Annotated in this window: 23 protein-coding genes and 4 tRNA genes; 22 read left to right on the top strand and 5 right to left on the bottom strand. The window is 50.5% G+C overall.

The window, feature by feature from the left end; translation table 11 throughout:
• Positions 1-150: 150 nt before the first annotated feature.
• Both ompR and envZ read left to right on the top strand, forming a co-directional pair.
• Positions 151-882 carry an osmolarity response regulator transcription factor OmpR gene (gene ompR, locus CWE06_RS04450; protein ID WP_157981136.1) on the top strand — a complete coding sequence of 244 codons (732 nt, stop codon included), beginning with the start codon at positions 151-153 and terminating at the stop codon, positions 880-882.
• 12 nt (positions 883-894) lie between these two features.
• Positions 895-2,202, top strand: coding sequence for a two-component system sensor histidine kinase EnvZ (gene envZ / locus CWE06_RS04445; RefSeq protein ID WP_126791601.1), 1,308 nt, complete (start codon positions 895-897; stop codon positions 2,200-2,202).
• Here the strand turns inward: envZ and sthA are convergent.
• The gene (gene sthA, locus CWE06_RS04440; RefSeq protein ID WP_126791599.1) at positions 2,162-3,586 is read right to left on the bottom strand and encodes a Si-specific NAD(P)(+) transhydrogenase; all 1,425 of its coding nucleotides are present in this window, start codon (positions 3,584-3,586) and stop codon (positions 2,162-2,164) included. The two genes, envZ and sthA, sit on opposite strands and share 41 nt — an antisense overlap.
• Positions 3,587-3,665: 79 nt before the next feature.
• Positions 3,666-4,322 (bottom strand): GMP/IMP nucleotidase, encoded by a 657-nt coding sequence (gene yrfG, locus CWE06_RS04435; protein WP_126791597.1) that lies wholly within the window; start codon positions 4,320-4,322, stop codon positions 3,666-3,668.
• A gap of 94 nt (positions 4,323-4,416) precedes the next feature.
• Between yrfG and nudE the strand changes: the two genes are divergently transcribed.
• Both nudE and cysQ read left to right on the top strand, forming a co-directional pair.
• Positions 4,417-4,995, top strand: coding sequence for an ADP compounds hydrolase NudE (gene nudE, locus CWE06_RS04430; protein ID WP_126791595.1), 579 nt, complete (start codon positions 4,417-4,419; stop codon positions 4,993-4,995).
• Positions 4,996-5,102: 107 nt separating this feature from the next.
• Entirely contained in the window at positions 5,103-5,939 is an 837-nt protein-coding gene (cysQ, locus tag CWE06_RS04425) for a 3'(2'),5'-bisphosphate nucleotidase CysQ (RefSeq protein ID WP_126791593.1), read from the top strand.
• A gap of 13 nt (positions 5,940-5,952) precedes the next feature.
• Here cysQ and CWE06_RS04420 read toward each other — a convergent pair whose 3' ends face one another.
• Positions 5,953-6,174 carry a YheU family protein gene (locus CWE06_RS04420; protein ID WP_126791591.1) on the bottom strand — a complete coding sequence of 74 codons (222 nt, stop codon included), beginning with the start codon at positions 6,172-6,174 and terminating at the stop codon, positions 5,953-5,955.
• Between the two features lie 165 nt (positions 6,175-6,339).
• On the opposite strand from CWE06_RS04420, the gene ptrA reads away from it, so the two are divergent.
• Complete coding sequence (ptrA, locus tag CWE06_RS04415) at positions 6,340-9,249, top strand: pitrilysin (protein WP_157981135.1); 2,910 nt, start codon at positions 6,340-6,342, stop codon at positions 9,247-9,249.
• Positions 9,250-9,325: 76 nt separating this feature from the next.
• On the opposite strand, the gene CWE06_RS04410 is transcribed toward ptrA, so the two are convergent.
• Entirely contained in the window at positions 9,326-11,269 is a 1,944-nt protein-coding gene (locus CWE06_RS04410; protein ID WP_126792022.1) for an ATP-binding cassette domain-containing protein, read from the bottom strand.
• A 125-nt stretch (positions 11,270-11,394) separates the two neighbouring features.
• Here CWE06_RS04410 and CWE06_RS04405 point away from each other — a divergent pair, with 125 nt between their 5' ends.
• The gene (locus CWE06_RS04405; protein WP_126791587.1) at positions 11,395-11,604 is read left to right on the top strand and encodes a YheV family putative zinc ribbon protein; all 210 of its coding nucleotides are present in this window, start codon (positions 11,395-11,397) and stop codon (positions 11,602-11,604) included.
• Between the two features lie 24 nt (positions 11,605-11,628).
• On the opposite strand, the gene queG is transcribed toward CWE06_RS04405, so the two are convergent.
• Positions 11,629-12,777, bottom strand: coding sequence for a tRNA epoxyqueuosine(34) reductase QueG (queG, locus tag CWE06_RS04400; RefSeq protein WP_126791585.1), 1,149 nt, complete (start codon positions 12,775-12,777; stop codon positions 11,629-11,631).
• A gap of 42 nt (positions 12,778-12,819) precedes the next feature.
• Here queG and CWE06_RS04395 point away from each other — a divergent pair, with 42 nt between their 5' ends.
• The 16 genes from CWE06_RS04395 to CWE06_RS04320 all read left to right on the top strand — a co-directional run.
• Positions 12,820-14,388 (top strand): NAD(P)H-hydrate dehydratase, encoded by a 1,569-nt coding sequence (locus CWE06_RS04395; protein ID WP_126791583.1) that lies wholly within the window; start codon positions 12,820-12,822, stop codon positions 14,386-14,388.
• A 63-nt stretch (positions 14,389-14,451) separates the two neighbouring features.
• Complete coding sequence (gene tsaE / locus CWE06_RS04390) at positions 14,452-14,928, top strand: tRNA (adenosine(37)-N6)-threonylcarbamoyltransferase complex ATPase subunit type 1 TsaE (protein ID WP_126791581.1); 477 nt, start codon at positions 14,452-14,454, stop codon at positions 14,926-14,928.
• A gap of 17 nt (positions 14,929-14,945) precedes the next feature.
• Positions 14,946-16,310 (top strand): N-acetylmuramoyl-L-alanine amidase family protein, encoded by a 1,365-nt coding sequence (locus CWE06_RS04385; protein ID WP_241972479.1) that lies wholly within the window; start codon positions 14,946-14,948, stop codon positions 16,308-16,310.
• A gap of 2 nt (positions 16,311-16,312) precedes the next feature.
• The gene (gene mutL, locus CWE06_RS04380) at positions 16,313-18,244 is read left to right on the top strand and encodes a DNA mismatch repair endonuclease MutL (RefSeq protein WP_126791579.1); all 1,932 of its coding nucleotides are present in this window, start codon (positions 16,313-16,315) and stop codon (positions 18,242-18,244) included.
• An 89-nt stretch (positions 18,245-18,333) separates the two neighbouring features.
• The gene (gene miaA / locus CWE06_RS04375; protein WP_241972490.1) at positions 18,334-19,299 is read left to right on the top strand and encodes a tRNA (adenosine(37)-N6)-dimethylallyltransferase MiaA; all 966 of its coding nucleotides are present in this window, start codon (positions 18,334-18,336) and stop codon (positions 19,297-19,299) included.
• Between the two features lie 221 nt (positions 19,300-19,520).
• On the top strand, positions 19,521-19,766 hold the full coding sequence (hfq, locus tag CWE06_RS04370; protein WP_126791575.1) for an RNA chaperone Hfq: 246 nt from the start codon (positions 19,521-19,523) through the stop codon (positions 19,764-19,766).
• A 35-nt stretch (positions 19,767-19,801) separates the two neighbouring features.
• Complete coding sequence (gene hflX, locus CWE06_RS04365; protein WP_126791573.1) at positions 19,802-21,106, top strand: ribosome rescue GTPase HflX; 1,305 nt, start codon at positions 19,802-19,804, stop codon at positions 21,104-21,106.
• Positions 21,107-21,141: 35 nt separating this feature from the next.
• Positions 21,142-22,323, top strand: coding sequence for an FtsH protease activity modulator HflK (gene hflK, locus CWE06_RS04360; RefSeq protein WP_126791571.1), 1,182 nt, complete (start codon positions 21,142-21,144; stop codon positions 22,321-22,323).
• Between the two features lie 3 nt (positions 22,324-22,326).
• Entirely contained in the window at positions 22,327-23,214 is an 888-nt protein-coding gene (gene hflC / locus CWE06_RS04355; RefSeq protein WP_126791569.1) for a protease modulator HflC, read from the top strand.
• Positions 23,215-23,276: 62 nt separating this feature from the next.
• A complete protein-coding gene (locus CWE06_RS04350; protein ID WP_126791567.1) occupies positions 23,277-24,437 on the top strand; it encodes an aminotransferase class V-fold PLP-dependent enzyme in 1,161 nt (386 codons plus the stop codon).
• Positions 24,438-24,507: 70 nt separating this feature from the next.
• Positions 24,508-25,806 carry an adenylosuccinate synthase gene (locus CWE06_RS04345; protein ID WP_126791565.1) on the top strand — a complete coding sequence of 433 codons (1,299 nt, stop codon included), beginning with the start codon at positions 24,508-24,510 and terminating at the stop codon, positions 25,804-25,806.
• 154 nt (positions 25,807-25,960) lie between these two features.
• Positions 25,961-26,036, top strand: a tRNA-Thr gene (locus CWE06_RS04340).
• 19 nt (positions 26,037-26,055) lie between these two features.
• Positions 26,056-26,140, top strand: a tRNA-Tyr gene (locus tag CWE06_RS04335).
• Positions 26,141-26,181: 41 nt separating this feature from the next.
• Positions 26,182-26,256: transfer RNA gene (locus CWE06_RS04330), tRNA-Gly, on the top strand.
• A 19-nt stretch (positions 26,257-26,275) separates the two neighbouring features.
• Positions 26,276-26,351: transfer RNA gene (locus CWE06_RS04325), tRNA-Thr, on the top strand.
• Between the two features lie 122 nt (positions 26,352-26,473).
• Positions 26,474-26,714, top strand: a 241-nt coding sequence (locus tag CWE06_RS04320; protein ID WP_241972478.1) for a GTP-binding protein, incomplete at its 3' end; no start/stop codon positions are given.

Here is a 26,714-nt window from a genome sequence, read left to right as displayed (position 1 = left end):
TCTAGAACTATGAATGCTTGGGTATTATGCCTGAAAAACAATACCGGATGGCTAACTTTCCTACCGCAATCTATCGAAAATATGATTATAATCGAGACCAACGAGAGAAATTTGGTCTCCTGCTCGCAGAATAACAATAGGTAAAGATCAATGATGGAAAGAGAAGAGCGAATCCTAGTCGTTGATGACGATGTCAGATTACGAACATTAATTGAACGCTACCTTTCAGAGCAAGGCTTTATGGTCAAGATAGCTGCCGACGCAACTCAAATGGACCGGCTTTTGCGCCGTGAAAGCTTCAGTCTTATCGTTCTTGATTTAATGCTGCCAGGCGAAGATGGGATATCCATTTGCCAACGTCTTCGTGCAAGCAATAACCATATTCCTATTATAATGCTGACTGCCAAAGGCAGCGAGATGGACCGGATTGTCGGCCTGGAGAGTGGTGCTGACGACTATCTAGCAAAACCCTTTAACCCTCGCGAATTGCTTGCACGAGTGCGCGCAGTATTAAAACGTCAACAGCGCGATGTCCCTGGTGCACCGACTTTAAAAGTGACTGCAGATATTTGTTTTGGCGAATTTCGTTTCAACCTGTCGACTCGAGAACTGTATCAAGGTGACACGTTACTTAATTTAACGAGTGGCGAATTTGCAGTTCTCAAGGCGTTAGTCACGCACCCGCGTGAACCCTTGTCACGAGATAAACTCATGCACTTGGCCCGCGGACGAGATTACGCAGCGCTAGAGCGCAGTATTGACGTACAAGTTTCGCGTTTGCGCCGGATGATCGAAGTTGAACCTTCCAAACCGCGTTACTTACAAACCGTTTGGGGCTTAGGTTACGTGTTTGTACCCGACGGCCATGACGTAACTACCTAACGTGACTAACTAATGCGCACATTATTGCCGAAAAGTGCTTTTGCTCGTACCGTGTCGCTGATAGCGCTGGTGTTGGCGCTTAATCTTGCATTAACTTACGGACTGGTTGCGCAATACGTAGTGAAGCCCGGGATCAACCAGCTCACACATGTCATTACCAACCATATTCTGATTGCCGAGTGGGTCGACACGCAGCCTGACCCATTGGTACGTATGCATATCGAAGACCTGAGTGAAGTTCGCACGTTAAATGGTTTAGCCGCACAGGATGCCGGCCTTAGCCGTAGTGCCGGAGCACCATGGATATCGCGTTTAGTCAGTGAACGCTTGGACCGGCCAGCCGAAGTTCGTTTCACGACTGCTGAGCGCATGTTTGTATGGGTCAATTTGGATGACGCCGACCACTGGTACCAAATTCCAGTGGAAGACATGCGCGGCCTGCGTTTATGGCCTTCGTTTTTACTTCTGGGCATTATCGGGTTAGTGAGCGTTTTAGGTGCAGCTTGGTTTGCGCGATCATTAAATCGCCCATTGCGCAGGCTGCAATTGGCCGCCGAGGAAGTGGTACTCGGCAACGACCCGGCGCCAATTCCCGAGAAGGGCACCGAAGAATTAATGAAAGTGACGCGAGCATTTAACCGCATGATCTTGAATTTGAGCAAAGTTGACGAAGATCGCGCGTTGCTCTTAGCGGGTATTTCCCATGATTTGCGGACACCACTCACACGAATTCGCTTAGCCGCAGAAATGATGAACCCAGACGACCTCTTGGTTGATGGGATTATTCAGGATGTCGACGACTTAAATAGTATTCTTAGCCAATTTAGCGATTTTGCTCGGGCGAGCGAACGAGTGGGCTTTACCTTCGCCAACATCAACACACTGATCGAGGAAGTGGTGGCTGCGGCCCAATATCTCGAGGCCGAGCAAATTGATTTACAATTGCAGCGAGTACCGGATATGGAGCTGCAACCTGTTGCGGTCAAACGAATTTTGACCAACTTAATTGTTAATGCTAAACGTTATGGCCAACCACCGATTGAAATTGCTTCGGGGCTAAGCCGTGACGAAGAGCACGTGTGGTTTAGCGTGCGCGATGCGGGCGCCGGAATTCCAGACGAACAAGTGGATGCGATGTTTAATCCGTTTACACGCGGCAATGCAGCGCGCAGTGACGAAGGCACTGGCCTCGGCCTTGCGATTGTCAAACGCTTTGCGCAAATGCACCGTGGACACGTTGAAGCCCGCAACGATCCCCGCGGCGGGCTGAGAATTCGAGTTACTTTGCCGCGTTATCCGAATGCGGAGGTAATCGATTAAGGCCATTTAACGCTGCGACCCGATAGGCTTCTGCCATGGTTGGATAGTTAAACGTGGTGTTAACGAAATACTCAATCGTATTGCCGCTACCTTTTTGCTCCATAATGGCTTGTCCGATGTGGACGATTTCCGAGGCCCGCTCTCCGAAACAGTGAATACCAAGTATTTCTTTGCTCTCGCGGTGGAAAAGTATTTTTAAACTGCCAACTAAACTATCAGCGATTTGAGCGCGAGCGAGGTGTTTAAATTGTGCCCGACCAACTTCATAGGGCACGTTGGCTGCGGTTAACTCTTCTTCAGTTGCCCCAACCGAGCTAATCTCTGGAATGGTGTAAATTCCAGTCGGAATGTCGGAAACAAGCTTGGTTTCGCAGTTCCCGTCAAGAATTGCCACGGCGGCAAAACGGCCCTGATCATAGGCTGCACTGGCTAGGCTTGGATAACCGATGATGTCACCGACCGCATAGATATGCTCGACCGCAGTCTGGTAGTTTTCATCAACTTCAAGTTGGCCACGATGATTTGGCTTCAGGCCGACAGCATCTAAGTTTAGCTTTTCCACATTACCAGACCGACCGTTAGCATATAACAGGCAGTCGGCAAAAATTCGCTTGCCGGATTCGGTTTCTAAAATCACACCATCGTCGCGGCCAATCACTTGGCGAAACTCTTCTTGATGGCGAATCACCACGCCACTGTTACGCAAGTGATAACTGAGTGCATCAGAGAATTCTGAGTCGAGGAACGACAACAGCCGATTGCGGGTATTAATTAAATCGACTTTAACCCCGAGGCCGCGAAAGATACTGGCATATTCACAGCCAATAACGCCGGCACCAAAAATAATTATATTTTTCGGGTCGTGCTGTAGTGAAAGAATGGTGTCTGAGTCGTAAATGCGCGGGTGGCTAAAGTCGACGCCCGGCGGGTGATAGGGCCTTGAGCCCGTGGCAATGACAAAATTATTCGCGCTTAATCTGTCGAGTGAGCCGTCGGGGTGACGCACTTCAATGGTGTTGGCGTCGATAAACTGCGCAACGCCATGAATCACCTCGACGTCATTGCGCTCATAAAAGGAGCTACGAAGTTTTACCTGTTTGCGAATCACCGATTCTGCATGATGAAGGATTTCCGCAAAGGTCAGCTTTAATGGCATTTGCTGCCGCGAAAACAACGGGCTGGCATTGTATTCAATTAAACGGCTCACCGAATGACGTAAGGCTTTGGATGGGATAGTCCCCCAATGCGTGCAACCACCGCCCAAGCGTGATTCCGCTTCTATCATGGCGACACGTTGGCCGCGTTTTGCCAGCATCATAGCGGCGCCTTCGCCACCGGGGCCTGAACCAATGACAATGCTGTCGAAATGTTGGCGATCAGACATAGTATCTTCCTTTGCGGGCGCTCAAGTAATTCATATTGAATGATAAATAATGACGTTGAATGGCTGATTTCGCAATATTTTATCCAATTGCAGGTAGCTGGGTAAATGACGAAATTGCTGGGTGATGATCAAATTCTTTCACCGGCAATTGGCTATCCGGGTTGTTAATTCCCACCGTAAAGCGGATACCAAATTCACGAGCGCTGTCGAGGATATGCTCGCCGTCATCAATGAACAAGGTGCGTTCTGGGTCAAACGGAAAACGGGCTTGTAAACCTTGCCAAAGTTGCTGAAACTCTTTGCAGTAGCCAAATTCGTGAGTCGAAAACTGTTGCGGACACAACTTGGCGAGCGGCGTATGCTGATTCTTCAATGCCAGCGCGTCCGGGTGTGCATTGGTAATTAATGCGACTTGTTTGCCAGCTCGCTGCAGCGCTTGCAAGAAATCAGTGGTGTCCGGACGCAATTGGATAAGGTCTGAGGTTTGTGCTTTTAAGTGCCGAATGGGGAGCTGCAAGGTTTGTTCCCAGTAATCCAAACAATACCAATTTAAAGTACCCGCCACAGCGCGAAAGTGTTCAATTAGGGTTTGTTTAGCAGCATCAACACTAACCCCATGTTGCTTGGCATAATGAAAATGCAGTTGCTCATTCCAAAAGTGATTGTCATAACGAAGATCGAGCAGTGTACCGTCCATATCGAGTAATACAGTATCTATTTCAGACCAATTTAACATGGGTTTTCCTGAATCTATTCTCATTGTAAGGTTATGGTAGTAAGGTAACAGAATACGCAATTAGACAACCAGCCCAGAGTGCCGTGGTATTCGCATGTCGGAAAAAACAAGCAAACAGAGAGACCTTCCAACCGTACTATCGCGACAGATTGTAGCGAAAAGTCGCTTGCTCCGCATTGAAGCAATTGATTTAAAGTTCAATAATGGTGAGTTACGTCAATACGAACGTATGCAAGGCAGTGGCCGAGGCGCTGTGATGGTCGTTCCTTTTTTAGACCCCGAAACGATTTTACTGGTGCGTGAATACGCGGCCGGTTTACACAGTTATCAACTTGGCTTTCCGAAAGGCCTCATCGACCCTGGCGAAACCGCGGAACAAGCAGCGGACCGAGAGCTAAAAGAAGAGATTGGCTATGGTGTCGGCAAGCTCACTGCGCTGAAGCAAGTGTCGATGGCTCCCGCTTTTTTCTCTGCCGCAATGACCTTATTTGTCGGCGAAGAGTTATACCCTGAGCAATTAGTGGGCGATGAACCCGAGCCGCTTGAAATTGTCCCTTGGAAGCTGTCAGAGCTCGATGAATTACTGATTCAACCTGATTTTACGGAAGCGCGCAGCGTCGCCGCGTTATTACTGATGCAGCGCTGGCATCAAGCACAGCAAAACGAAAAGTAATCGTTGAATTGAGTTATACTTAAGCAGTAAGTTGGCAGCCAGTTAGGTTGGCAAATAGGTAGGTTAGCAAATAGTTAGGTTTGCAGACAGTAGTGAAGTAGGTGACTATGACTCTCACAAAAGAAAATGTTAGTAAGCTCATTGAGCCGCTAGCAAAAATCACCAATCGCACCGGTGACCTATTGCTGGCGCATTACGAGTCGGGTGAGTTTAAAACCTACAGCAAAGCCGATGAGTCACCAGTGACGAGTGCTGACATTGCTGCCAGCGAGTTACTCACCAAAGAACTGAGTTTACTAACGCCAGATGTTCCGGTGTTGTCGGAAGAGGCGATTCAACCGTGGCGTGAACGCAAACGCTGGCAAACTTATTGGCTAGTGGACCCGCTTGATGGTACCCAAGAATTCGTTGCTGGTAGCGGGGATTTTGCGGTGAGTATTGCCTTGATTCATGATGGTAAGCCAGTTCTAGGCATGATTGGTTGGCCGGTGGCTGACCGCTTATACTTCGCTGCAGCGGGCTATGGTGCATTCAAGCGTAGTCAAGGACACCAAGAGCGCATTCACGTACGTAAACTCGAAGATCCGCGCTACGATCCAATCACGATTGCCTTAAGCCGTCGTCAGCCGGAGTCGCGCGTGTTGTCGCGACTTGGCGAGCAGCGTCCAATTGCGATTATGCATACAGGTAGTTGTGCACTGAAGTCAGCATTGGTTGCCGAAGGCAAGGCCGATGTGTTTATGCGCATTGGCCCGACCGGCGAATGGGACACCGGAGCTGCCGAGATATTGGTGCAGGAAGCGGGGGGGCAATTACTCGACCTGCACTTTCAACCGCTCACGTATAATCAAACAGCTGACACCGGTAACCCAAACTTTTTGGTACTCGGGGATCCGCTCGTTCAATGGGATCAGATATTCCCGGCGCCGGTCGTTGACAATTAGTGCCTGCAAGCTGCTATTCGGGTCGGTAATCCTGTGCTGCAACAATATTGACCGACTCATGCAATTCTGAATAAACAATGATGGCATCGCCGCGCTCGAGCTGCTGGCGAACATCGGCGACTTTCTCTTCCAGCGACTTTTCCTCGAGGCCGTAGTCAGTGCCTTCGCGCAGCACAAAATGCTCAATTAAACGAGTTAACGTGTCGGCGTCTATTTCGGTGTAAGGTATCTGCATGGACTCGCTCTATGTCGCTGAATTTGACTTTCTATTCACTGAAAACAGCCTAGTTTAACATTCCGTTACAAAAAAATAGGCCTATATTTAGCGTAATAATTGCACATTTCGGTGCCTCGCTGAATAATGGAGGCTGCAAAAGTAACAATAACAATAGGAAACCTTATGTTTTTGCGGAAAAGTAACTCAACACTGCTGCAGCATTTGCGGTCGATGACCTTGCTTGCTTCGGCAGCGTTGGTCTTGAGCGCTTGCCAACCGGCGCCAGTCGCACAGTCGCCGGCGGCCGCCTACGACCCTTACACGATTAACGTCAGTCCAAATGACCAACGTGAATACCGTGCTATCACGCTCGATAACGGTATCCGTATGGTGCTGGTGCATGACCCTGAAGCAGAAAAATCAGGTGCCGCATTAGCCGTATATGCCGGTAGCATGCAAAACCCAGACACACAGTTGGGCTTGGCGCATTACCTTGAACACATGCTTTTTTTAGGCACTGAAAAGTACCCAGACCCAGATGAGTATGGTGAGTTCATGGCGCAAAATGGCGGGATGCACAACGCCTACACCGCAGACGACCATACCAACTACATGTTAGAAGTGAATAACGATGCGCTGCCTGAAGCGCTCGATCGTTTCGCTGACTTTTTCAAAGCACCGATGTTTTACCCAGAGTATGCCGAGAAAGAAGTCAATGCGGTCGACTCAGAATGGTCAATGCGCCGAGCGTCAGACGGCTACATTCTGTTTGCCTTAAACAACATTCTGATGAACCCTGAGCACCCGATTGCGCGGTTCCGGATTGGTAATAACGAAACCTTATCAGACAAAGAAGGCAGCAAATTACATGATGAAATGCTGGCCTTTTACGAGCGTTACTACTCAGCCAATTTAATGACTGCGTCGGTAGTAAGTAATCGCTCACTTGACGAGCTTGAGGCGCTGGCTCGGGATGCGTTTGCGGACATTCCAAATCGTAATGTCGACGCTCCGGTGATTGATGTGCCGGTTGCAACCGCCGAACAACTGCAGAAGAAAATCTACTATCGCCCGCAAATGGAAATGCGCTCGGTTGGGATTGACTTCACCATGACAAATAACCTTGAAGATTATCGTTATCAGCCAAACCGAATTGTGGCTCACCTCTTGAACTCAGAAATGCCAGGCACGCCAGCGGCTTTGTTCCGCGAACTCGGCTGGATGGAAAGTATGGGTGCTGGCGCAAGTCCGAATGCTTACGGTAATGCGGGCCGATTCCAAATTCAGGTCAGCTTAACGGAAGCCGGTATGGCGCACCGCGACACGATTATTGGTGTGGTGTTGAACTACTTGCAGCAGCTTCGTGACGAAGGTATTAGCGAAGCGTATTACGAAGAAGTGGCGACCGTTTTGAATAACGAATTCACTTTCTTGCGTCGTACCAACGCATTTAACTACGCAACTAGCTTAGCGGCTGATTTGCTGTATTTCCCATACTCAGACGTGATCGACAACAACTATCGTTTAGACGGTTATAGTCCAGAGCGCATTAACCGCGTATTGAGTCAGCTCACCACTGACAATTTGCGTGTTTGGTATGTGTCGCCGCAAGAAGAAACGGATCAAGAAATGTACTTCTTTGACGGTCGTTATCGCGTTGAAGACATTACTGCGCAAGACTATGCAAACTGGCAGCAGGCTGCCGCTCAATACACGGTGAATCTGCCGTCGGTGAACACCTTGTTCCCTGAAGACTTGTCGATGAGTAGCGAGCCAGTCACAGCAAAACCGGTTGAAATTCACAGTGAGCCGGGTGTGTCGGTGTACCTGAAGCGCAGTGACCGCTTTGCGGAACCACGTGCAGACGTTTTCGTGCAACTGCACCAGTCTTGGCAAGAGAAGTCGCTGCGCGATCAAGTTGCCGTGCAAGTATTAATGGACACCTTTAACTTGTCGCAACAAGCGCTTGCTCGCGAAGCATCAATTGCTGGCACTGGTTTCCGCTTGTCAGCCAGTAACGGTTTGCAGCTCACTCTCACGGGCTTTAACGACCAGCAAGGGCAGTTAGCCTCTCGCGTCTTAGCAAGTTTTGCTGATTTTGCGCCGAGTGAAAATGCCGTTGCCCAGTCTGCCGACCGTCTGCGTCGCTCTGTATTAAACCAACGCTTGCAGTTCCCAATGCAGCAAATGTTCCCAGCGTTTAATCAGATCATGCGCTTACCAAGTGCTGACTACCAAGAGCAATTAGCGGTTCTGCAAGAAGTGACCTTGGCGGATGTCATGGCTGCGCGTGATAGCCTGCTAACTGGCAACCTCATGCGGGTGTTCGTTTTTGGTAATTACGATAATGCTGACGCCATTGCCTTAGTGAATGATGTGAAGCAGCATGTCGGCCTCGATCCGAATGCCACGTATGTGCGTTCGCCTGTGGTCAAGCCAACGACCGACCTGCGTGTGACGTGGCAGGACAACTTGACCTTGGAAGACACCGCGGTATTGGATGTGTGGTTGTCACCACAAGAAGGTTACGCTGAGCGCGTGCGTGCTTGGGTACTTGCTGAAATGATGCATAACCGTTTCTTTACTGAATTGCGTACAGAAGATCAACTCGGTTATGCGGTTGGAGCCAACCGAATTAATCTTGAAGACTATTCAGGTATTGGTTTCTACATTCAAAGTCCAGTGCGCGGCACGTCAGGGCTTGTCGCTCGCTTCGACGAGTTCCGGGCGGCTTACGCAGAACGCATGGCGAATTTGAGTGACGAGCAGTTTGAACAAGTACGCAATAGTGTGTTGACGGACTTGTTGCAACCACCACAAACTTTAAGCCAAGAAGCGGGTCGTTTCCGCAGCGATTGGGCGATTGAGCGCTATGACTTTGACAGTGTTGAGAAAATGGCTGCAGAGTTACGCGCTTTGACAAAAGCCGATGTGCAGAACTTCTATCAGCGCGTTATTGTTGACGGCGAGGCGGCTCGTGTATTGATTCAGCTGCGCGGAACACGCTTTGCTGAAGAAGACTTTGCGACCTTCGATGGCGTTGAAGTGATTGAAAGCATGTCTGCTTGGAGTGCGTCGCAGTTACAACAGTAACTAGCCATGCGCCAACTGAGACGAGAAAGCACCGCCTAAGCGGTGCTTTTTTTTGCCTTGCGAACTGGGATAGGGATTAACTGTCGGCCTCAAGCTCTTGCAATTCTTCGCTTAACGTCATCCACTCAAGCTCCACCGTTTCCAGTTGTTCTTTGAGCTGACCCTGCTGCTGCAATAACTGCGTGAGCTTGTCCTTGCGTTCACTTTGGTAAAGGTCTGGGTCGGCAAGTTGCTGCTCGATGTCCGCGAGCGTGTTACTCAACTGCTCGATTTGCTGTTCGGCTTTTTGGACTTTCTTGCGCAGAGGCTGCAACTGTTGGCGCTTTTGCGCTGCGGCTTGCCGTTCTGCTTTGCGATTGGCGGACGTTTGTTGGTTGTCTGTGGTCGCCTTGTCGCTGTTCGCGATTACTGCGGCTTTCGCCATGGCAGCTTGTTCGTCGAGCCAGCGCGCGTAATCGTCAAGGTCACCTTTAAACGGTGCAACTTCCTGATGCGCAACGAGATAATAATCGTCGACCGTGGCACGCAAAAAGTGACGATCGTGCGAGACAATCACCATGGCGCCGGAGAACTCTTGCAATGCTTGAATCAAGGCTTCGCGCATATCGAGATCGAGGTGGTTGGTCGGTTCGTCCAGTAACAGTAAGTTGGGCTTCTGGTAAATCAGCAAAGCTAATACCAAGCGTGCTTTTTCACCGCCAGAAAAAGGTCCGACGGGTGCATAAGCACGATCACCGGCAAAGCCAAAGCGACCAAGGAAGTCACGCAGCTTCTGCTCAGGTGCTTTCGGATCGATGCGATATAAGTGGGTAATCGCATGGTCATTCAAACTCAGGGTTTCCAACTGGTGCTGAGCAAAATAACCAATGACTAAGCCCGGACTGGCTTCGCGAACACCGCCCATTGGCGCAAGTTCGCCAGCAAGAACCTTCATTAAGGTCGATTTACCCGCGCCATTGCGACCGAGTAAGCCGATGCGGCTACCGGGAACCAAATTAAACTGAATCTGCTCAAGAATCGTGGTACTGCCATAGCCAGCTTGAACCCGGTCAAGTTGCATCAATGGGTTCGGCAGCTTTGATGGCTCTGGGAAACTTAAGTCAAACGGCTCTTGATCACCTAACGGTGCTGTTGCCGTGAGTTTCTCTAGGGCTTTTAAGCGGCTTTGCGCTTGCTTGGCTTTACTTGCTTTGGCCCGAAAGCGGTCGACGAAACTTTGTAAATGAGCGCGCTGCGCCTGTTCTTTGTCATACTGCTGTTGCTGCTGGGCACGGCGCTCACTGCGCTGTCGTTGAAAGCTACTGTAGTCACCTTGGTAGCTATTGGTGGCTTTGCGCTCAATATGAATAATGTGGGTGACCACGCCGTCGAGAAAATCACGGTCATGGGAAATCACCATCACGGTGCCAGGAAAGCGTTTTAGCCAATGCTCTAGCCAAACAATGGTATCGAGATCCAAGTGGTTAGTCGGCTCGTCGAGGAGTAGTAAGTCAGCGCGTGCGATCAGCGCTTGGGCTAGGTTCAAACGCATTCGCCAGCCACCCGAAAAGCTTCGAACGGGGGCGTTTAGCTGTGCTTGAGTAAAGCCCAAACCGGTGAGCATTTGAGCCGTCCGAGCTTCAATATCGTAACCGCCGATGGCTTCGAGTTGGCCGTGTAAGGCAGCAACTTGCTCGCCCAGTCCAGGTTGTTCAGGGTTTAGCTGCAGTTCTTGCTGTAAGGCCTCGAGCTTTGAATTGATTTTGCTAAACTCTTGGTCGCCAAGCATGACGTACGCGCTTGCCGCCATGTCGAGTGCCGGAGTTTCCTGCGCCACACTGGCAATCCGCCAATGCTGTGGTACTTGCAGTTGCCCAGCGTCTTCTTTAAGCTCGCCACGAATTAGGGCAAAAAGCGATGATTTACCGGCACCATTGGCGCCGACTAAACCGACACGTTGTCCCGGAAAAATGGTAAACTGAGCGTCGGCGAGCAGCTGTTGTCCGCCTCGCAGTAAACTTAAGCCGTCGGCTTGGATCATAAACAGTTGGTCCAAAGAATTGATAATCGTCGTAATGGGGCGTAGTTTACCTGACTTCGTTGGCGCTCGCAGCCATCGTTGCAAAAAGCTTTCATTCGTTCAGTTACTTTACACGAGGAATAGGAATGTCACGCAGTCGTAAGCGTTTTATCGCTGGAGCTACTTGCCCACAGTGCAAAGCTCAGGACACGCTCATGGTGTATTTAGAAGATGACCAAGAGCAGGTGACCTGTGTGGAGTGCGATTACCAAATGAGCGAAGCCGAGCGCGAGCAAGAGAAAAAGGGCGCTGCGGTTTCGGTCGACCAAGTCATCGGTATTTTTAAGCCCCAATAAATCCGTGCGAGTGGCGAGGCGAAACTAAGCGTCGCGCGGAAGTCCTTTCTCAATAACACGAATGAGCCGCTGAGTCAGTCGCGCGGGTTTTGCCGAGGTCTCAGTGGCTGCGAGTCGCTGCTCGAGCTGATCTAAAGCCCAGTCGATGTGAACTTGAACTAATGGTGTTGTGTTTGGGCGCTGCTGCGCAAGGGCACTGATTAGCTCGGTGCTAGCAGGGGCGTTCCCCATGGCCACGGCTAAATTGCGCTGCCACTTCTCATAACCAATCCGACGAATGGGTGAACCTTCGGTGAGGCGTAAAAACTCATCTTCCGACCAACTCCACAAATATAACAAGTCCGGCTCATGCAACTCATGACGTGGTAGAAAGTCAGCTTCTGGCGTCGGCGTGGCGTAGCGATTCCATGGACAAATCAATTGGCAGTCGTCGCAACCATAAATCCGGTTTCCCATGGCTTGACGAAACTCAAGCGGAATTTCACCCGCATGCTCAATGGTCAAATAACTAATACAGCGACGAGCGTCGATCACGTACGGCTCGACAATGGCCTGCGTTGGGCAAATGGTCATACAAGCCGTGCAGCTTCCGCATTGTTCCGGTTGCGGTTGGTCAACTGGTAAGGGCAGGTTAATGAGTAACTCGCCTAAGAAAAACCATGAGCCATCTTGACTGTCGAGCACCAGCGAGTGTTTTCCGGTCCAGCCAAGTCCAGCTTTGACCGCTAACGGTTTTTCCAGTAGCGGCGCCGAGTCAACGAAAGGTCGAAAGTCAGCGGTGCTGACCTCCTCACGGATGCGATCGCCGAGCGCTTTTAAACGCTTGCGCATCATTTTGTGATAGTCGCGACCAAGCGCATATCGACTCACGTAACCAAGTTGCGGTTGGCGTAAAACCTGCGCAAATTTAGCGCCTTTCGGCAGGTAATCCATACGCACACAGATGGCCCGCACGCTACCCGGTTGCAGTTCTGCCGGTCGCGCACGGAGCATGCCATGCCGCTCCATAAAGTGCATGTCGCCGTGATAGTGGTTATCCAGCCATTTTTGCAAGGTTGCTTCGTGCTCGCTCAGGTCTAAGTCGGTAATGCCAACCTGCTGAAACCCGAGTTCGCGACCCCATTGCTTAATTTTTTCGGCAAGTGCGTGGTAGTCCAGTAGTTTATTCCTTATACAATGCGCTAGACTGAGCAGAACAGCCTAGAGGATTCGCCGATGACGACTTGGTTACATGCAAGCATACCACAGCAGGTTTACCGCCCGGAACAGGTGCGCGAGTTTGAAGCGGAAGCTGCAGAGCGTGCCGGAATCGATTTATGGGAGTTAATGCAACGTGCTGGCGCAGCTGCTTGGGAAGCACTGCAAGCGGAACTGGGGCAGCAGGCTGCAATTACCGTATTATGTGGACGCGGTAACAATGGTGGCGACGGTTATGTACTGGCGAGTTTAGCAAAGCAAGCAGGCTACTCGGTACGTGTCTGTGCCAGTGGCTTCCCTCATAGTAATGACGCACGCCGTGCGCTGCAGCTCTGGCTCGACGTTGATGGTGAAGTGGAAGCGCTGCCAGATTGGCAGGACGGCGAAACCGATTGGTTGGTTGACGCGCTACTTGGCACTGGTGTGCAAAACGATGTACATGGCGAGTTGCTCGATTGTATTGCCTCGGTGAATGAAAGTGCATTGCCCGTGTTGGCGATTGATATGCCGAGTGGTTTGCATGCGGACACTGGTGAAGTGCTCGGTGTGGCCATACACGCAAGCTTAACTGTGACTTTTGTTGGCATGAAACGCGGCCTACTAACCGGCCAAGCCGCTGATTATGTCGGCCACTTGTATTTTAGTGATCTGGGTATCCAGCGCGAGTTTCGCTTGTTGACTGAGCCAGCTGCCTGGTTGCTGCAGTCGGAGCAACTGCAACATGACTTAAAGCCACGGCCGCAGGTTAGTCATAAAGGCGACTTCGGGCATGTGCTCGTGATCGGTGGTAGCCGAGGTTATGCTGGCGCCGCGCAAATGGCGGGTTTGTCGGCGTTGCGGGTAGGTGCCGGCAAAGTATCGGTGATTTGTGAGCCGGGGCAAGAGCTTTTAATAGGTCAACAACCAGAACTGATGGTGATTGGTGCTCACGCCAACGACGAGGTTAGTGAGCGTTTACTTGATCAGGCAACCGTAATTGCCATTGGCCCTGGACTGGGGCAAGGGGATTGGGCCCGTGGTTGGTGGCAACGCTTTTGCCAACGCAGTGTTGAGCGAGATATCGTGGCCGTGGTTGACGCCGACGCCCTGAACTTAATGGCTATTTATAATGGTGATAGCAGCATGCAACCCGCCGAAGGGATGATCTACACGCCGCACCCGGGCGAAGCAGCTCGTTTATTGGCCGCCTCGACTGCTGATATTCAGCGTAATCGTTGGTTAGCAGTTGAAACTTTAGCAGAACAATTACAAGGGACTGTGGTCTTAAAGGGAGCTGGAAGTTTAGTCGCAGGTCCAGATAGCGACGTAGTTGCCGTGTGTACCCATGGTAATGCCGCCATGGCAACTGCGGGTATGGGAGATGTTTTAACTGGGGTGATTGCGGGTTTAGCTGCGCAACGACAACAAGCAAACTTGCCGCGTTCCCTGACGCATTTGACTGGATTAGGTGTATTATTACATGCCTGTGCAGGTGACGCCGCCGCCCGACAAACGCTCGCCACTAACCGTCAACCATTGGCTCGTGGGCTGTTAGCAACTGATTTAATTGCTTTTTTACCCATGCTGGCAAGCGGTATCAATGACTAAATGCATGGGCTTTTGACACAAATATTTACACCAAATTAATGACTGAACTGTGGATCTAACTCATTGAAAACGATAGATTTAGAAAATGAAGTAGCAACGGAAGCCTTCGCTGCACGGATTGCACGACTTATTTCGCAACAAGCGCAGACACAAGGTCAATCAGCGCAAACGATTTATTTGCGGGGCGACTTAGGCGCAGGTAAAACCACCTTTAGCCGAGGTTTTATTCAAGCATTAGGGCATACTGGCGCTGTAAAAAGCCCAACTTATACGCTAGTTGAGCCGTATGAGTTAGGTGCTTGGCGGATTTTCCATTTTGACTTGTATCGCTTGGCTGATCCTGAAGAACTCGAGTACATGGGTATTCGTGATTACTTTGATAGTGATACATTATGTTTAGTTGAATGGCCAGAACGCGGCTTTGGTATTTTACCAACCGCAGATATCGTCATTACATTGAGACCTGCAGCAAGCGGGCGAACCGCTGAAATTGAGGCTTATTCAGCACTTGGGGAAGGGTTATTAAACGAGCTGTCATAGCAATTTGGGCGAGTGTCTTGTTGCTCCTGTCAATGGCATGGGCGCAAGCGAACAACCAAATTGAGAATATTCGAGTATGGCCATCGGCGGATAAAACGCGGGTGGTTTTTGACCTGTCTGCCGAAGCGCAGTACAGCTGGTTTACTATTTTTGATAATCAGCCTTTCCGAATTGTGGTCGACTTGCGTCAAACTCAGAACCAACTCGAGATGCGCAACATCGAGGTACGCTCGGATGTTCTCAAAGTTGTGCGCACAAGCTCACCGCCGCAAGCGGGTACGTCGCGAATTGTGCTAGAAATTAGCGGTGCGATTCAACCGGAGATATTTACTCTGGGGCCATCGGAATTTGCCGGCCATCGACTGGTCGTGGATATTCCAGGCAACAACAGCACGCGCACATTGCAGCTCGACTCAACACCCAGTAGCACGTCCGCAAGCAACTCGTCAGCCAATAATACTGCTGAGGCACCGGCTCGTGTGCCGCGAACGCTTGAAGAGCGACCGTTGCGTGATGTTATTATTGCGATTGACGCCGGCCATGGCGGACGTGATCCAGGTTCAATTGGCCCTGCAGGCAATCATGAAAAGAACGTGACGTTAGCAGTGGCTCGCAAGTTGGCGGCCCTGATCGATGCGGACCCGAATATGCGGGCGGTGCTGACGCGTCCGGGTGATCAAACTTTATCGCTCGGTCAACGCACCAGTATTGCTCGGCGCGAGCGCGCAGACTTCTTCATTTCCTTGCATGCGGATGCCTTTACGTCGCCGCAGCCAAGGGGTGCTTCGGTTTGGATTCTTTCGCACCGGCGCTCAGAAACAGAGCTCGGGCGAGCCCTAGAAAACAAAGAACGCTTGAGTGAAGAGCTCATCGAAGTTGAGCACATCTTGCGTAGTGAAGACGAAGACCCCTATTTAAGCCGTGCGTTTCTCGACATGTACCGAGATACATCAATGGCGGGCGGCTTTGAAGCAGCCACTATTTTGCTGCGCGAATTAGCGGGAGTGACGACATTACATCGGACACGCCCTGAAGCAGCAAGTTTTGCGGTGTTAAGCTCCTTGCGAACACCGTCAGTTTTGGTGGAGCTCGGTTTTATTTCGAATCCGCAAAAAGAGCGCTTGCTGATCAACAGCCGCCATCAAGACCGTCTTGCCACAGCGTTGTATCAAGGCATTCGTGAATACTTTGTCCGCAACCCAGTTGAAGACACGAAGCTAGCGCATTTGAGTTTTCAAACGCATGTGGTGTCGCGTGGTGAATCGCTGTCAGTGATTGCCCAGCGCTATGGGGTGACCGTGGACGCTATTCGCCGTCACAATAATCTCACGAGCAACACCATTCGCATTGGTCAACGCCTCGAAATTCCTACTGCGAGGTAGCCATGCCGATTCGTTTATTACCTGCGCAGCTTGCTAACCAGATTGCCGCTGGGGAAGTTGTCGAGCGGCCTGCGTCAGTGGTGAAAGAGCTTGTCGAGAACAGCCTCGACGCGGGCGCAACACAAATTTGGATCGATATTGAAAAAGGTGGCGCCCGGCGTATTCGCATTCGCGATAACGGCAATGGCATAGCCAAAGACGAACTCACGCTAGCATTAAGTCGGCACGCAACCAGCAAAATAGCGACCCTCGATGATCTCGAAGCGATTATTAGTTTGGGCTTTCGTGGTGAAGCACTCGCAAGTATTAGCTCGGTGTCGCGCTTGCGTTTAGCTTCAAAGCCAGCGGAACAAGCAGAAGGCTGGCAGGCATGGTGTGAAGGTCGTGATATGGCGGTACAAATAGAGCCCACGGCACATCCTCAGGGAACAACGGTTGACGTTCAAGACTTGTTTTTTAATACACCAGCTCGGCGAAAATTCTTACGGACGGAAAAAACCGAGTTTGGTCACATTGACGAAGTGGTGCGACGCATTGCCCTAGCGCGACCTGCAGTCGAAATTCAGCTGACTCATAATAACCAAGCACTACGTCACTATCGTCCGGTTGCCGTTCACGACCTAGCCGAAGAACCAACGACTGAGCAGCAAGCGGCATGGGCGCGTCGCTTAGAACAAATTGTCGGCAAGCGTTTTGGTCAAGAAGCGGGTTTCGTATTTAACCAGCAAGCAGCGGACGATTTAATGGTGTTTGGTTGGCTGGCGCCACCGCAAGCCTGTCGCCACCAAGGTGACATTCAGTATATGTATGTGAATGGCCGCATGATGAAAGACAAGCTTTTAAGTCATGCAATTCGTCAAGCCTATGAAGGGAGTTTGGCGGATGACCGCCAACCCACGTATGTGCTGTATTTGCAATTACCGGCTCAGCAAGTTGACGTCAATGTGCACCCGGCTAAGCACGAAGTTCGGTTTCACCAAGCTCGTCAGGTTCACGACTTTGTTTTAAGTACCTTGCGCGATGCGCTTGGGCAATTGCAGGGCACGCCAGTGGTGACTGATCCGGTTCGTCACCATTATCAACAGGCACAGCGGACCCAAGCGGAAGCGCAGGCGACAAACAATTATTGGAATATGGCCGGTGGCATCTTGCCGGGAGCGCGAGGGCCTGCACATGCGCCTTCTGACGTTCTGCCGGGTGCTCAGCCTGACGCTCAGCCTGACCCTCGACAATCTCTAGTAAACGAGCCAGTTGCCCGTGAACTAGCTGTTAGCGAACCAGGCGTTAGCGAACCCGCCGTTCGAGAACCAGTAATCCCGCATGAATTTGTGGGCAGTGACAGAGCAAGCGGTTGGCAACCCTTACAGTTATTAAATCAACGTTATTTGCTGCTAAGTTCAGTTGGCGAAAATCCAGCACTTACGGAGCTGGCGCTATTTGATGTGCAACAGGCGCAGCAATTCTTGCGGGAGCAACAACTGGACATGCAACTCGAGCAGGGGCTCAGTGGTCAGCCTTTGTTATTGCCAGTGCAAATTCGCGTTGACCAAGCCTTATTGGCGCACGCTCAAGTTCTTGCAAGGCTTGGTATGGCCTATGAAAGCCAACGTAACAGCAGTAAAAACCGCGACGAGCAAGTACTGCGCTTTACCCAAGTGCCGGCAAGTTTGCGCAAAGCGAATTTAGCCGTTGCGATTCCCGAGTTGTTGAGCATGCTGATGACAGCGGCTGCTACACTAGAGTCATGGACAGAAATCGAGTTGCTGCGTGCGGTTGGTATTGCGAAGTGGCTGGCCACCCATGAGGTATTCATGGCTTTTGATCGCAAGCGAGCCGAGCAAATCTGGCAACAGTTGCGGTCGTCGCAGTCCGCTTTAACACCATGGCTGCATCATCTCGATTGGCAGAAAAGTTTACCAAGCACGCCGTCATAGCTGTTTTTTTACCCACTTTTGTTACGCAAGGTATTGTATTTGTGAGTGTTACGTTCCCATGGCCAACAGGCCAGCGGCCAACTGATTTTATTCAGCACTTAAAACGTGGTGTGATTTGTTTGAGTGGCCCAACCGCTGCCGGCAAAACAGCTTTAGCGATGCTGCTTGCGGACGCGCTGCCCGTTGAGCTGGTAAGTGTGGACTCGGCATTAATCTACCGGGGCATGGATATTGGGACGGCAAAGCCGACTGCTGCTGAGCTGGCGCAATACCCGCACCACCTGGTTGATATTCGTGACCCGGCTGAAATTTATTCAGCAGCGGATTTTCGCCGCGACGCGCTGCAACTGATTGCGGAAATACGTGGTCGTGGCAATATTCCGCTCCTCGTTGGCGGTACCATGCTGTATTTTCGGGCATTGCTGGCGGGGTTATCGAACTTACCCGCCGCGAATCAGGAAGTTCGAGCCAAGTTACAAGAGCGCGCTGAGCAAGAAGGTTGGCAGGCCTTGCATGACGAGTTAGCTCAAATTGATGCCGTTGCGGCCGCACGCATTCACCCAAACGATCCGCAACGTTTGTTACGGGCATTGGAAGTGTATGCGATTAGCGGTCAAACGCTTACGGCACTGACGCAAACGCAACAACCGGGCCTCGAGTTGCCGACATGGCAAATTGCAGTGGCACCGCCCGATCGAAAAGTTTTGCATCAACGTATTGAGATGCGCTTCGACAGTATGTTGCAACAAGGCTTTGCCGACGAGGTTGCGGATTTGCGGCAACGCGGTGACTTACACCTCGATTTACCGTCGATGCGTTGCGTCGGATATCGACAAATGTGGCTGCATTTAGCCGGTGAGTTGAGCTATGAAGAAATGCGCGAGCGCGGCATTATTGCAACTCGGCAATTAGCAAAACGTCAGATTACTTGGTTGCGCTCATGGCCAGAATTGAACTGGGTGAACCCACTCGAAACCGACGCATTGCGGCAAATCGTCACAATATTGGCGAACGAACCGGTTCCGGCGGAAACTTGGATGACAGAAAAAGTATAAAAGCTGCTTGAAATATTTAGAAAAGTCCCAAAATCTATTTGGACGAAAAAGCAGTTTTGTTGCTAAACTCTGTGATAGTTTACCAAATGGTAATATTATTCTGGCATGTCAGCGTCTTGAACGTCATTTTCAAGACACATGAATATTCTCAGAGTAGCTAAGGAAGCTAGAGAATGAGCAGTTGGCGACCGTAACAATACTAATAAGATAAGGAGCCAAATATGGCCAAGGGGCAAACACTACAAGACCCTTTCTTGAACGCATTACGTCGAGAGAGAATTCCCGTTTCAATTTACTTAGTAAACGGAATTAAGTTACAGGGCCAAATTGAATCGTTTGATCAGTTTGTCGTACTGTTGAAAAACACAGTCAGTCAGATGGTGTATAAACATGCAATTTCTACCGTTGTGCCGGCGCGGACACCAACTCAGTATCCGCCGCAGAATGGACAGGACGGCGACGAATAAATTAATAACCTGGAAACAGGAAAGGAGCGGCTTGCTTGTTTGAGCGGTATGAAGGTGGCGAGCAGGCCGTTTTGGTTCATGTGGATTTTCCACATGAGTCAGCGCGGGAAGATCTCGAAGAACTCAAATTATTAGTGTCATCAGCCGGCGTTGAAGCGGTATCTGTGGTGACGACCTCACGAAAATCTCCAGATTCACGACTCTTTATTGGCTCGGGTAAAACCGAAGAAGTTGCTGCGCTGGTGCAAAGTACGGGTGCGGAAGTGGTTATTTTTAACCACGCGTTGTCGCCGTCACAAGAACGCAATATTGAGCGTGAAGTGAAAGCCCGAGTGCTTGACCGTACCGGCTTAATTCTTGATATTTTTGCCCAACGAGCGCGAACCCACGAAGGTAAGTTACAAGTCGAACTCGCCCAATTACGACACGTTTCAACGCGTCTGATTCGGGGCTGGACACACTTGGAGCGCCAAAAAGGCGGTATCGGTTTACGTGGCCCCGGGGAAACCCAGTTGGAGACTGACCGCCGTTTGATTCGTGGTCGGATTAAGCACATTCTCAGCCGCTTAGATAAAGTCGAAAAACAGCGAGAGCAAGGACGACGGTCGCGGCAACGCGCTGAAATACCAACCATCGCACTAGTTGGTTATACCAATGCCGGTAAATCGACTTTGTTTAATCGACTCACCGATGCCAATGTTTATGCCGCCGACCAATTGTTCGCGACGCTCGACCCGACTCTGCGCAAGTATGAACTTCCGGATGTCGGTTCGGTCATATTTGCCGATACCGTCGGCTTTATTCGACATTTGCCGCATGACCTCGTCGCAGCGTTTAAAGCAACCCTGCAAGAAACCAAAGACGCCGATTTATTGCTGCACGTGATGGACTGCCATGATCAACAAATGGCCGAAAATCGCCGCGAAGTCGACACGGTATTGGCGGAAATCGAAGCGACCGATGTGCCGCAGCTTTTGGTGATGAACAAACTTGATTTGGTGCCGGATCTGTCCCCACGAATTGTGCGTAATGAACAAGGCAAGCCAATGGAAGTTTGGCTTTCAGCGCAAACTGGCGAAGGTATCGACCTCTTGCGTGAAGCATTACATGACCTTTTGGCACCGGAATTGGTGATTACCACCTTAAAATTACCGCCAAACTCAGGTAAATTACGCAGTAGTTTGTATGCGCTGCAGTGCGTAACCGAAGAACAAGCACAGGACGACGGAGATGTGTTACTATCGGTGCGTGTACCTGCTATTGAATGGCAGCGTTTATTAAAACAGTTTGGAGAGCAGTTGACGCGAACCTTGCAAAATCAAGCAGACGGTGAGCGTTAATTGTGTGTTTAACTTGGCATTTGCTGGAGTAATCAATGGCCTGGAATCAACCGGGAAATAGCGGCAAAGACAAAGACCCTTGGAATCAAAATAACCAAGGTGGCAAGGATCAGGGCCCACCTGACCTTGATGAGGCTTTGCGCAACTTGATGGGTAAACTAGGGCTAGGCGGCAAAGGTGGCCGGGGCGGTCAGCAGTCTGGCGGCGGCGTGCCGATGAAAGGGCTTGGCTTTGCGCTAGTTTTATTGGCAGTAATTTGGTTTATCGCTGGTTTTTATACGGTGAAAGAAGCCGAGCGCGGTGTGATTTTGCGTTTTGGCGCTTATCACAATGAAGTCACTTCGGGCTTACATTGGCGCCCAATCTTCATTGACAGCGTCACCACCGTCGACGTGAACAATGTTAGTTCGCAACAAACGTCTGGCTTCATGCTCACCGAAGACGAGAACGTCGTTCGTGTTGAGTTGGCGGTTCAGTATCGTGTCGTGAACCCACGTGCGTATTTATACAACGTGGAAGGTGCGGATAACAGTTTATCGCAGATCACCGACTCGGCACTGCGTTATGTTATTGGTCACAACACCATGGACAACATTCTTACCGTTGGTCGGGAAGAAATTCGTCAACAAACATGGGAAATCATTGACCGTTTAACCGAGCGTTACGACATTGGTATTCGGGTTATTGACGTCAACTTCCAAGGCGCTCGTCCGCCAGAAGAAGTCCGTGACGCTTTTGACGATGCGATTCGTGCGCAAGAAGACCAAGAACGTTTCGTCCGTGAAGCGGAAGCTTATGCGCGGGAAATCGAACCGACCGCTCGTGGTCGTGTACGCCGGATGCAGCAAGAAGCCCAAGCCTACAAAGAACAAATGGTTCTTCGTGCACAGGGTGAAGTAGCGCGCTTTAACGAATTACTTCCTGAGTATCAAGCTGCGCCGCAAGTTACGCGTCAACGGATTTTCCTAGAAACGCTCGAAACGATTTACGCGCGCAATGCGAAGATCTTTATCGACGTGGAAGGTGGCAACAACATGATGTACTTGCCGCTCGACAAAATTCTTGAGCAGCATGGCGCTCGTCGTTCACAGCCGCAACTCCCCGTATTGCCTTCTCAGCAAAATGGTCGAGCCAGCGGCAGTGATGGGCAAGCAAGCCAAAGTCAACAAGACACGAGCCGCACTAGCACACGTTTTTCGCCACGGGGAGGTAACTAAGCCATGAAAAATTTAATTGGTGTTATCGTTGTTCTCTTGGCACTCCTTGGCTATTCGTCATTGTTTACAGTGCAAGAAGGTGAACGCGGCATCGTCATTCGCTTCGGTAAAGTGGCACAAGACGAGCAAGGTTTGCCGATTGTGTACGAACCCGGATTGCATTTTAAACTGCCGGTGATTGAGCGCATTATTAAGCTCGACGCGCGGATTAAAACGCTTGATGGCCAAGCCGACCGGTTCATCACCAGCGAGAAAAAAGACCTAATCGTTGATGCGTTCGTTAAATGGCGAATTGAAGACTTTGCGAAGTATTATTTATCGACGGGTGGCGGTAATCAGCGTCAGGCCGAAGAACTTTTAATGCGTCGAATTAACACCGGGCTACGTGCCGAATTTGGTGCCCGCACCATTCGTGACATCGTTTCTGGTGAGCGTGACGAATTAATGGAACAAGCATTAATTCAGGCGTCAGAAAGCTCGAACGACCTCGGTATTCAAGTTTTAGATGTGCGGGTGAAACAAATTAACCTGCCGACTGAAGTGAGTAATGCAATTTACGAGCGGATGCGTGCAGAACGTAACGCAGTTGCGCGGGAGCATCGCTCTGAAGGTCGCGAGCAAGCTGAAATTATTCGTGCCGATATCGACGCACGGGTTACCGTTATGCTCGCTGACGCTGAGCGTGAAGCGCGCCAGATTCGTGGTGAAGGTGATGCAGAAGCAGCTCGCATTTATGCGGAAGCCTATAATCGCGATCCGGAGTTCTTTGCCTTCATTCGTAGCTTAGAAGCCTACCGTGCTAGCTTCGGTGACGGTGACAGCGTGTTAGTGCTAAGCCCAGACAGCGACTTCTTTAAGTACTTTAATCAAATGCAAGTGCTTGAAAACTAGTACGCAGGCAAGGTAAATAAAGGGAGCTTCGGCTCCCTTTAACTTTTTCAACGGAATGTTTTATGTATAAACAATACTATCAGCATTTTTTGCGTGCTCGCCCAGAACTACTGCATTGCGCACCGCATAGTCATTACTATTGGCCGGATGTGACGCGTGCCGCGCACTTAGCATATTGGGACGACTCGGCGCGCTTTGCGGACGAAAAGTGGGGGTACTTGTTCGGCGAAAAGATTCCTCGATTACAGCAATACATTGCCAACGAATTGAACCTGCCAAAGCCCGAGCAGATTGTTTTTGCGCCCAACACGCACGAGTTTGTTTATCGGATTTTGTCCGTTTTCCCAGCTGGACGACCGTTGAAAATTCTAACCACAGATGGCGAGTTTCACAGTTTTAATCGCCAAAGCCGTCGCTTAGAAGAGCGGGGCAATGTGGCCATCACGCGGGTGCCCTGCGAACCGTTTGAAACATTTGCTGAACGCTGGCAGGACGCTGTCGCCGCGGATGACTGGCAGCTCATTTTCATCAGCCAAGTGTTTTACAATAGTGGCATTGTGGCCCCGGTCCCGAATGCGTGGCTAGGCGCAGTGCGCAGTTCGGAAACGGTGATTGTTGTTGACGGCTACCATGGCTTTTGTGCGCTACCTACCGACTGGTCGGCCTATGCTGATCGAGTATTCTATTTAGCTGGCGGCTATAAGTATGCCCAAGGCGGTGAAGGAATGTGTTTTGCCGTGGTACCGACAAACTGCCAGTTGCGTCCTGAGTATACTGGTTGGTTCGCCGACTTTGCCGGGTTAGCAAAAGCGCAAACCGGACCCGTGGCGTATGCCAACGATGGCATGCGTTTTGCTGGTGCGACCATGGACTTCAGCGCGGCTTATCGTTTTCTTGCAGTGTTTGATTTGTGGGAGCAGGAAAAGCTTGATACCGCGAAACGCCATGCGTATATCCGCCACTTACAAAATGGCTTTTTAGAGCATATCGCGAGTTTGAATCATCCTTTGCTGCATGACGGTAACCGTTTACACCGCGATGATGCGAGTGCTGAGCATGGTCACTTCTTTACTTATCGACTTGAAAGTGCTGAACAGGTCAGCGCACTTGCAGCGCAATTGAGTGAACGTGGCGTTGCAACTGACTATCGGCACGATCGCTTGCGCTTCGGTTTTGCGCTGTATCATGAAGTTAACGATTATCGCACAAAAATCATTCTGTAATATGCCGCGGGTTCTGGTAGAATCCGCGCTTAATCCACCGCTAGCTAACTTTTTCTGAAACGAAATGACCATGAGCAAAAATGTTGTGATTCTCGGCACCCAATGGGGTGACGAAGGCAAGGGCAAGATTGTTGACCTATTAACCGATAAGGCGACCTACGTTGTCCGCTATCAAGGTGGGCACAATGCTGGGCATACACTGGTAATCAACGGTGAAAAAACCGTTTTACACTTAATTCCGTCGGGAATTTTGCGTGACAACGTCACCTGTGTCATCGGTAATGGCGTCGTGTTGTCACCGGAAGCGCTAATGAAAGAAGTGAACATGCTGGAAGCGCGCGGTATTCCAGTGCGCGAACGTTTGCTAATTAGCGAAGCCTGTCCGTTAATCCTGCCGTATCACATCGCCCTCGACCAAGCACGCGAAGTCGCGCGGGGCTCGAAAGCGATTGGTACCACTGGCCGGGGCATTGGCCCAGCCTATGAAGATAAGGTTGCTCGCCGTGCGATTCGGGTTGGCGACTTACTGCACCCAGGCCGCTTAAAAGAAAAGCTTGAAGAAACCATGGCACTGCATAACTTTGTGCTGAAAGAGTACTTCAAGCAAGAGCCAGTGTCGGTCGAAGAGACCTTAAAATACTGCTTAGAAATAGCAGAAATCCTGAAGCCGTTAGTTAATGATGTCGCTGGCACTCTGGAAAAAGCCCGTCAAAACGGTCAGTCGATCATGTTCGAAGGTGCGCAAGGTACTTTGCTCGACATCGACCATGGTACGTACCCGTATGTGACGTCGTCGAATACCACAGCCGGTGGCGTGGCCACAGGCGCTGGTTTTGGCCCTCGCTACCTGGACTATGTTCTTGGTATCGTAAAAGCCTACACCACACGTGTTGGTTCAGGTCCATTCCCAACTGAACTAGATTGCGAAGTGGGTGAACACTTAGGTGTGGTAGGGCACGAATTTGGTGCTACGACTGGTCGTAAACGTCGGACGGGTTGGTTTGACGCAGTCGCTATGCGCCGTGCGGTGCAAATAAACTCAATTAGCGGCTTGTGCTTAACTAAGCTCGACGTGCTGGATGGCTTGAAAGAGATTAAGATTTGTACCGCTTACGAATTGCCATGCGGCAAAATTGTCGATTTGCCACCGATGGCGGCGGAAGACTATGAAGTTGTGAAGCCTGTGTATGAAACAATGCCAGGTTGGAGTGAGAAAACGGTCGGTGTGACGGAACATTCCGAACTACCAGCCGCAGCACTCGCATATATTGCACGTTTAGAAGCAATTCTAGGTGTGCCAGTCGATATTATTTCAACTGGCCCAGACCGTGCAGAGACGATTGTGTTACGTCATCCGTTTGGAGCGTAAGACAGGCAAGCCCGTAATTTGTCCGATTTGCGCTTCTTTTTTGTGCCATTCACTTAAAAAATAAGCAGTCGGACAAAAAAATCAAAAAAAAACGTTTTAAGTGGTTGCAAGACTGAATTCGATCCCATAGAATTCGCACCACCTAAACGGTGGCGCCGGCATAGCTCAGCTGGTAGAGCAACTGACTTGTAATCAGTAGGTCGGGAGTTCGACTCTCTCTGCCGGCACCATTTTTTAGAAAAAATTCGTGGAGGGGTTCCCGAGCGGTCAAAGGGATCAGACTGTAAATCTGACGGCTCAGCCTTCGCAGGTTCGAATCCTGCCCCCTCCACCATTTTTTCTCGATTAGGTCCGAGGTAGCCGAGAATCTGATTTGCGGGTGTCGTATAATGGCTATTACCTCAGCCTTCCAAGCTGATGACGCGGGTTCGATTCCCGCCACCCGCTCCAAGTCACAACTCAAAAAATTGCTGATATAGCTCAGTTGGTAGAGCGCACCCTTGGTAAGGGTGAGGTCGGCGGTTCAAATCCGCCTATCAGCACCAGTGACGTCCAATTCTCTAGCTTCTCTCAAGCCTAATCAAATAAACACTAAACTTTATTTTTTTAACTAAAACGAAGCACGGCGACTTTTTGCTCCGGGCGTTTCGTTGAGAGAGAGGCTGTCATGGCTAAAGCTAAGTTTGAACGTTCTAAGCCGCACGTAAACGTAGGTACTATCGGTCACGTTGACCACGGTAAAACTACTCTAACTGCGGCCATTACAACTGTCCTTGCGAAACACTACGGTGGTTCAGCTCGTGATTTCGCACAAATCGATAACGCGCCAGAAGAAAAAGCGCGTGGTATCACCATCTCTACTTCACACGTAGAGTACGATACTCCTTCACGTCACTACGCACACGTAG

This window comes from Aliidiomarina haloalkalitolerans (assembly GCF_003987315.1).
GTDB lineage: Bacteria > Pseudomonadota > Gammaproteobacteria > Enterobacterales > Alteromonadaceae > Aliidiomarina > Aliidiomarina haloalkalitolerans.
This window is presented reverse-complemented; position numbering and strand designations above follow the sequence as displayed.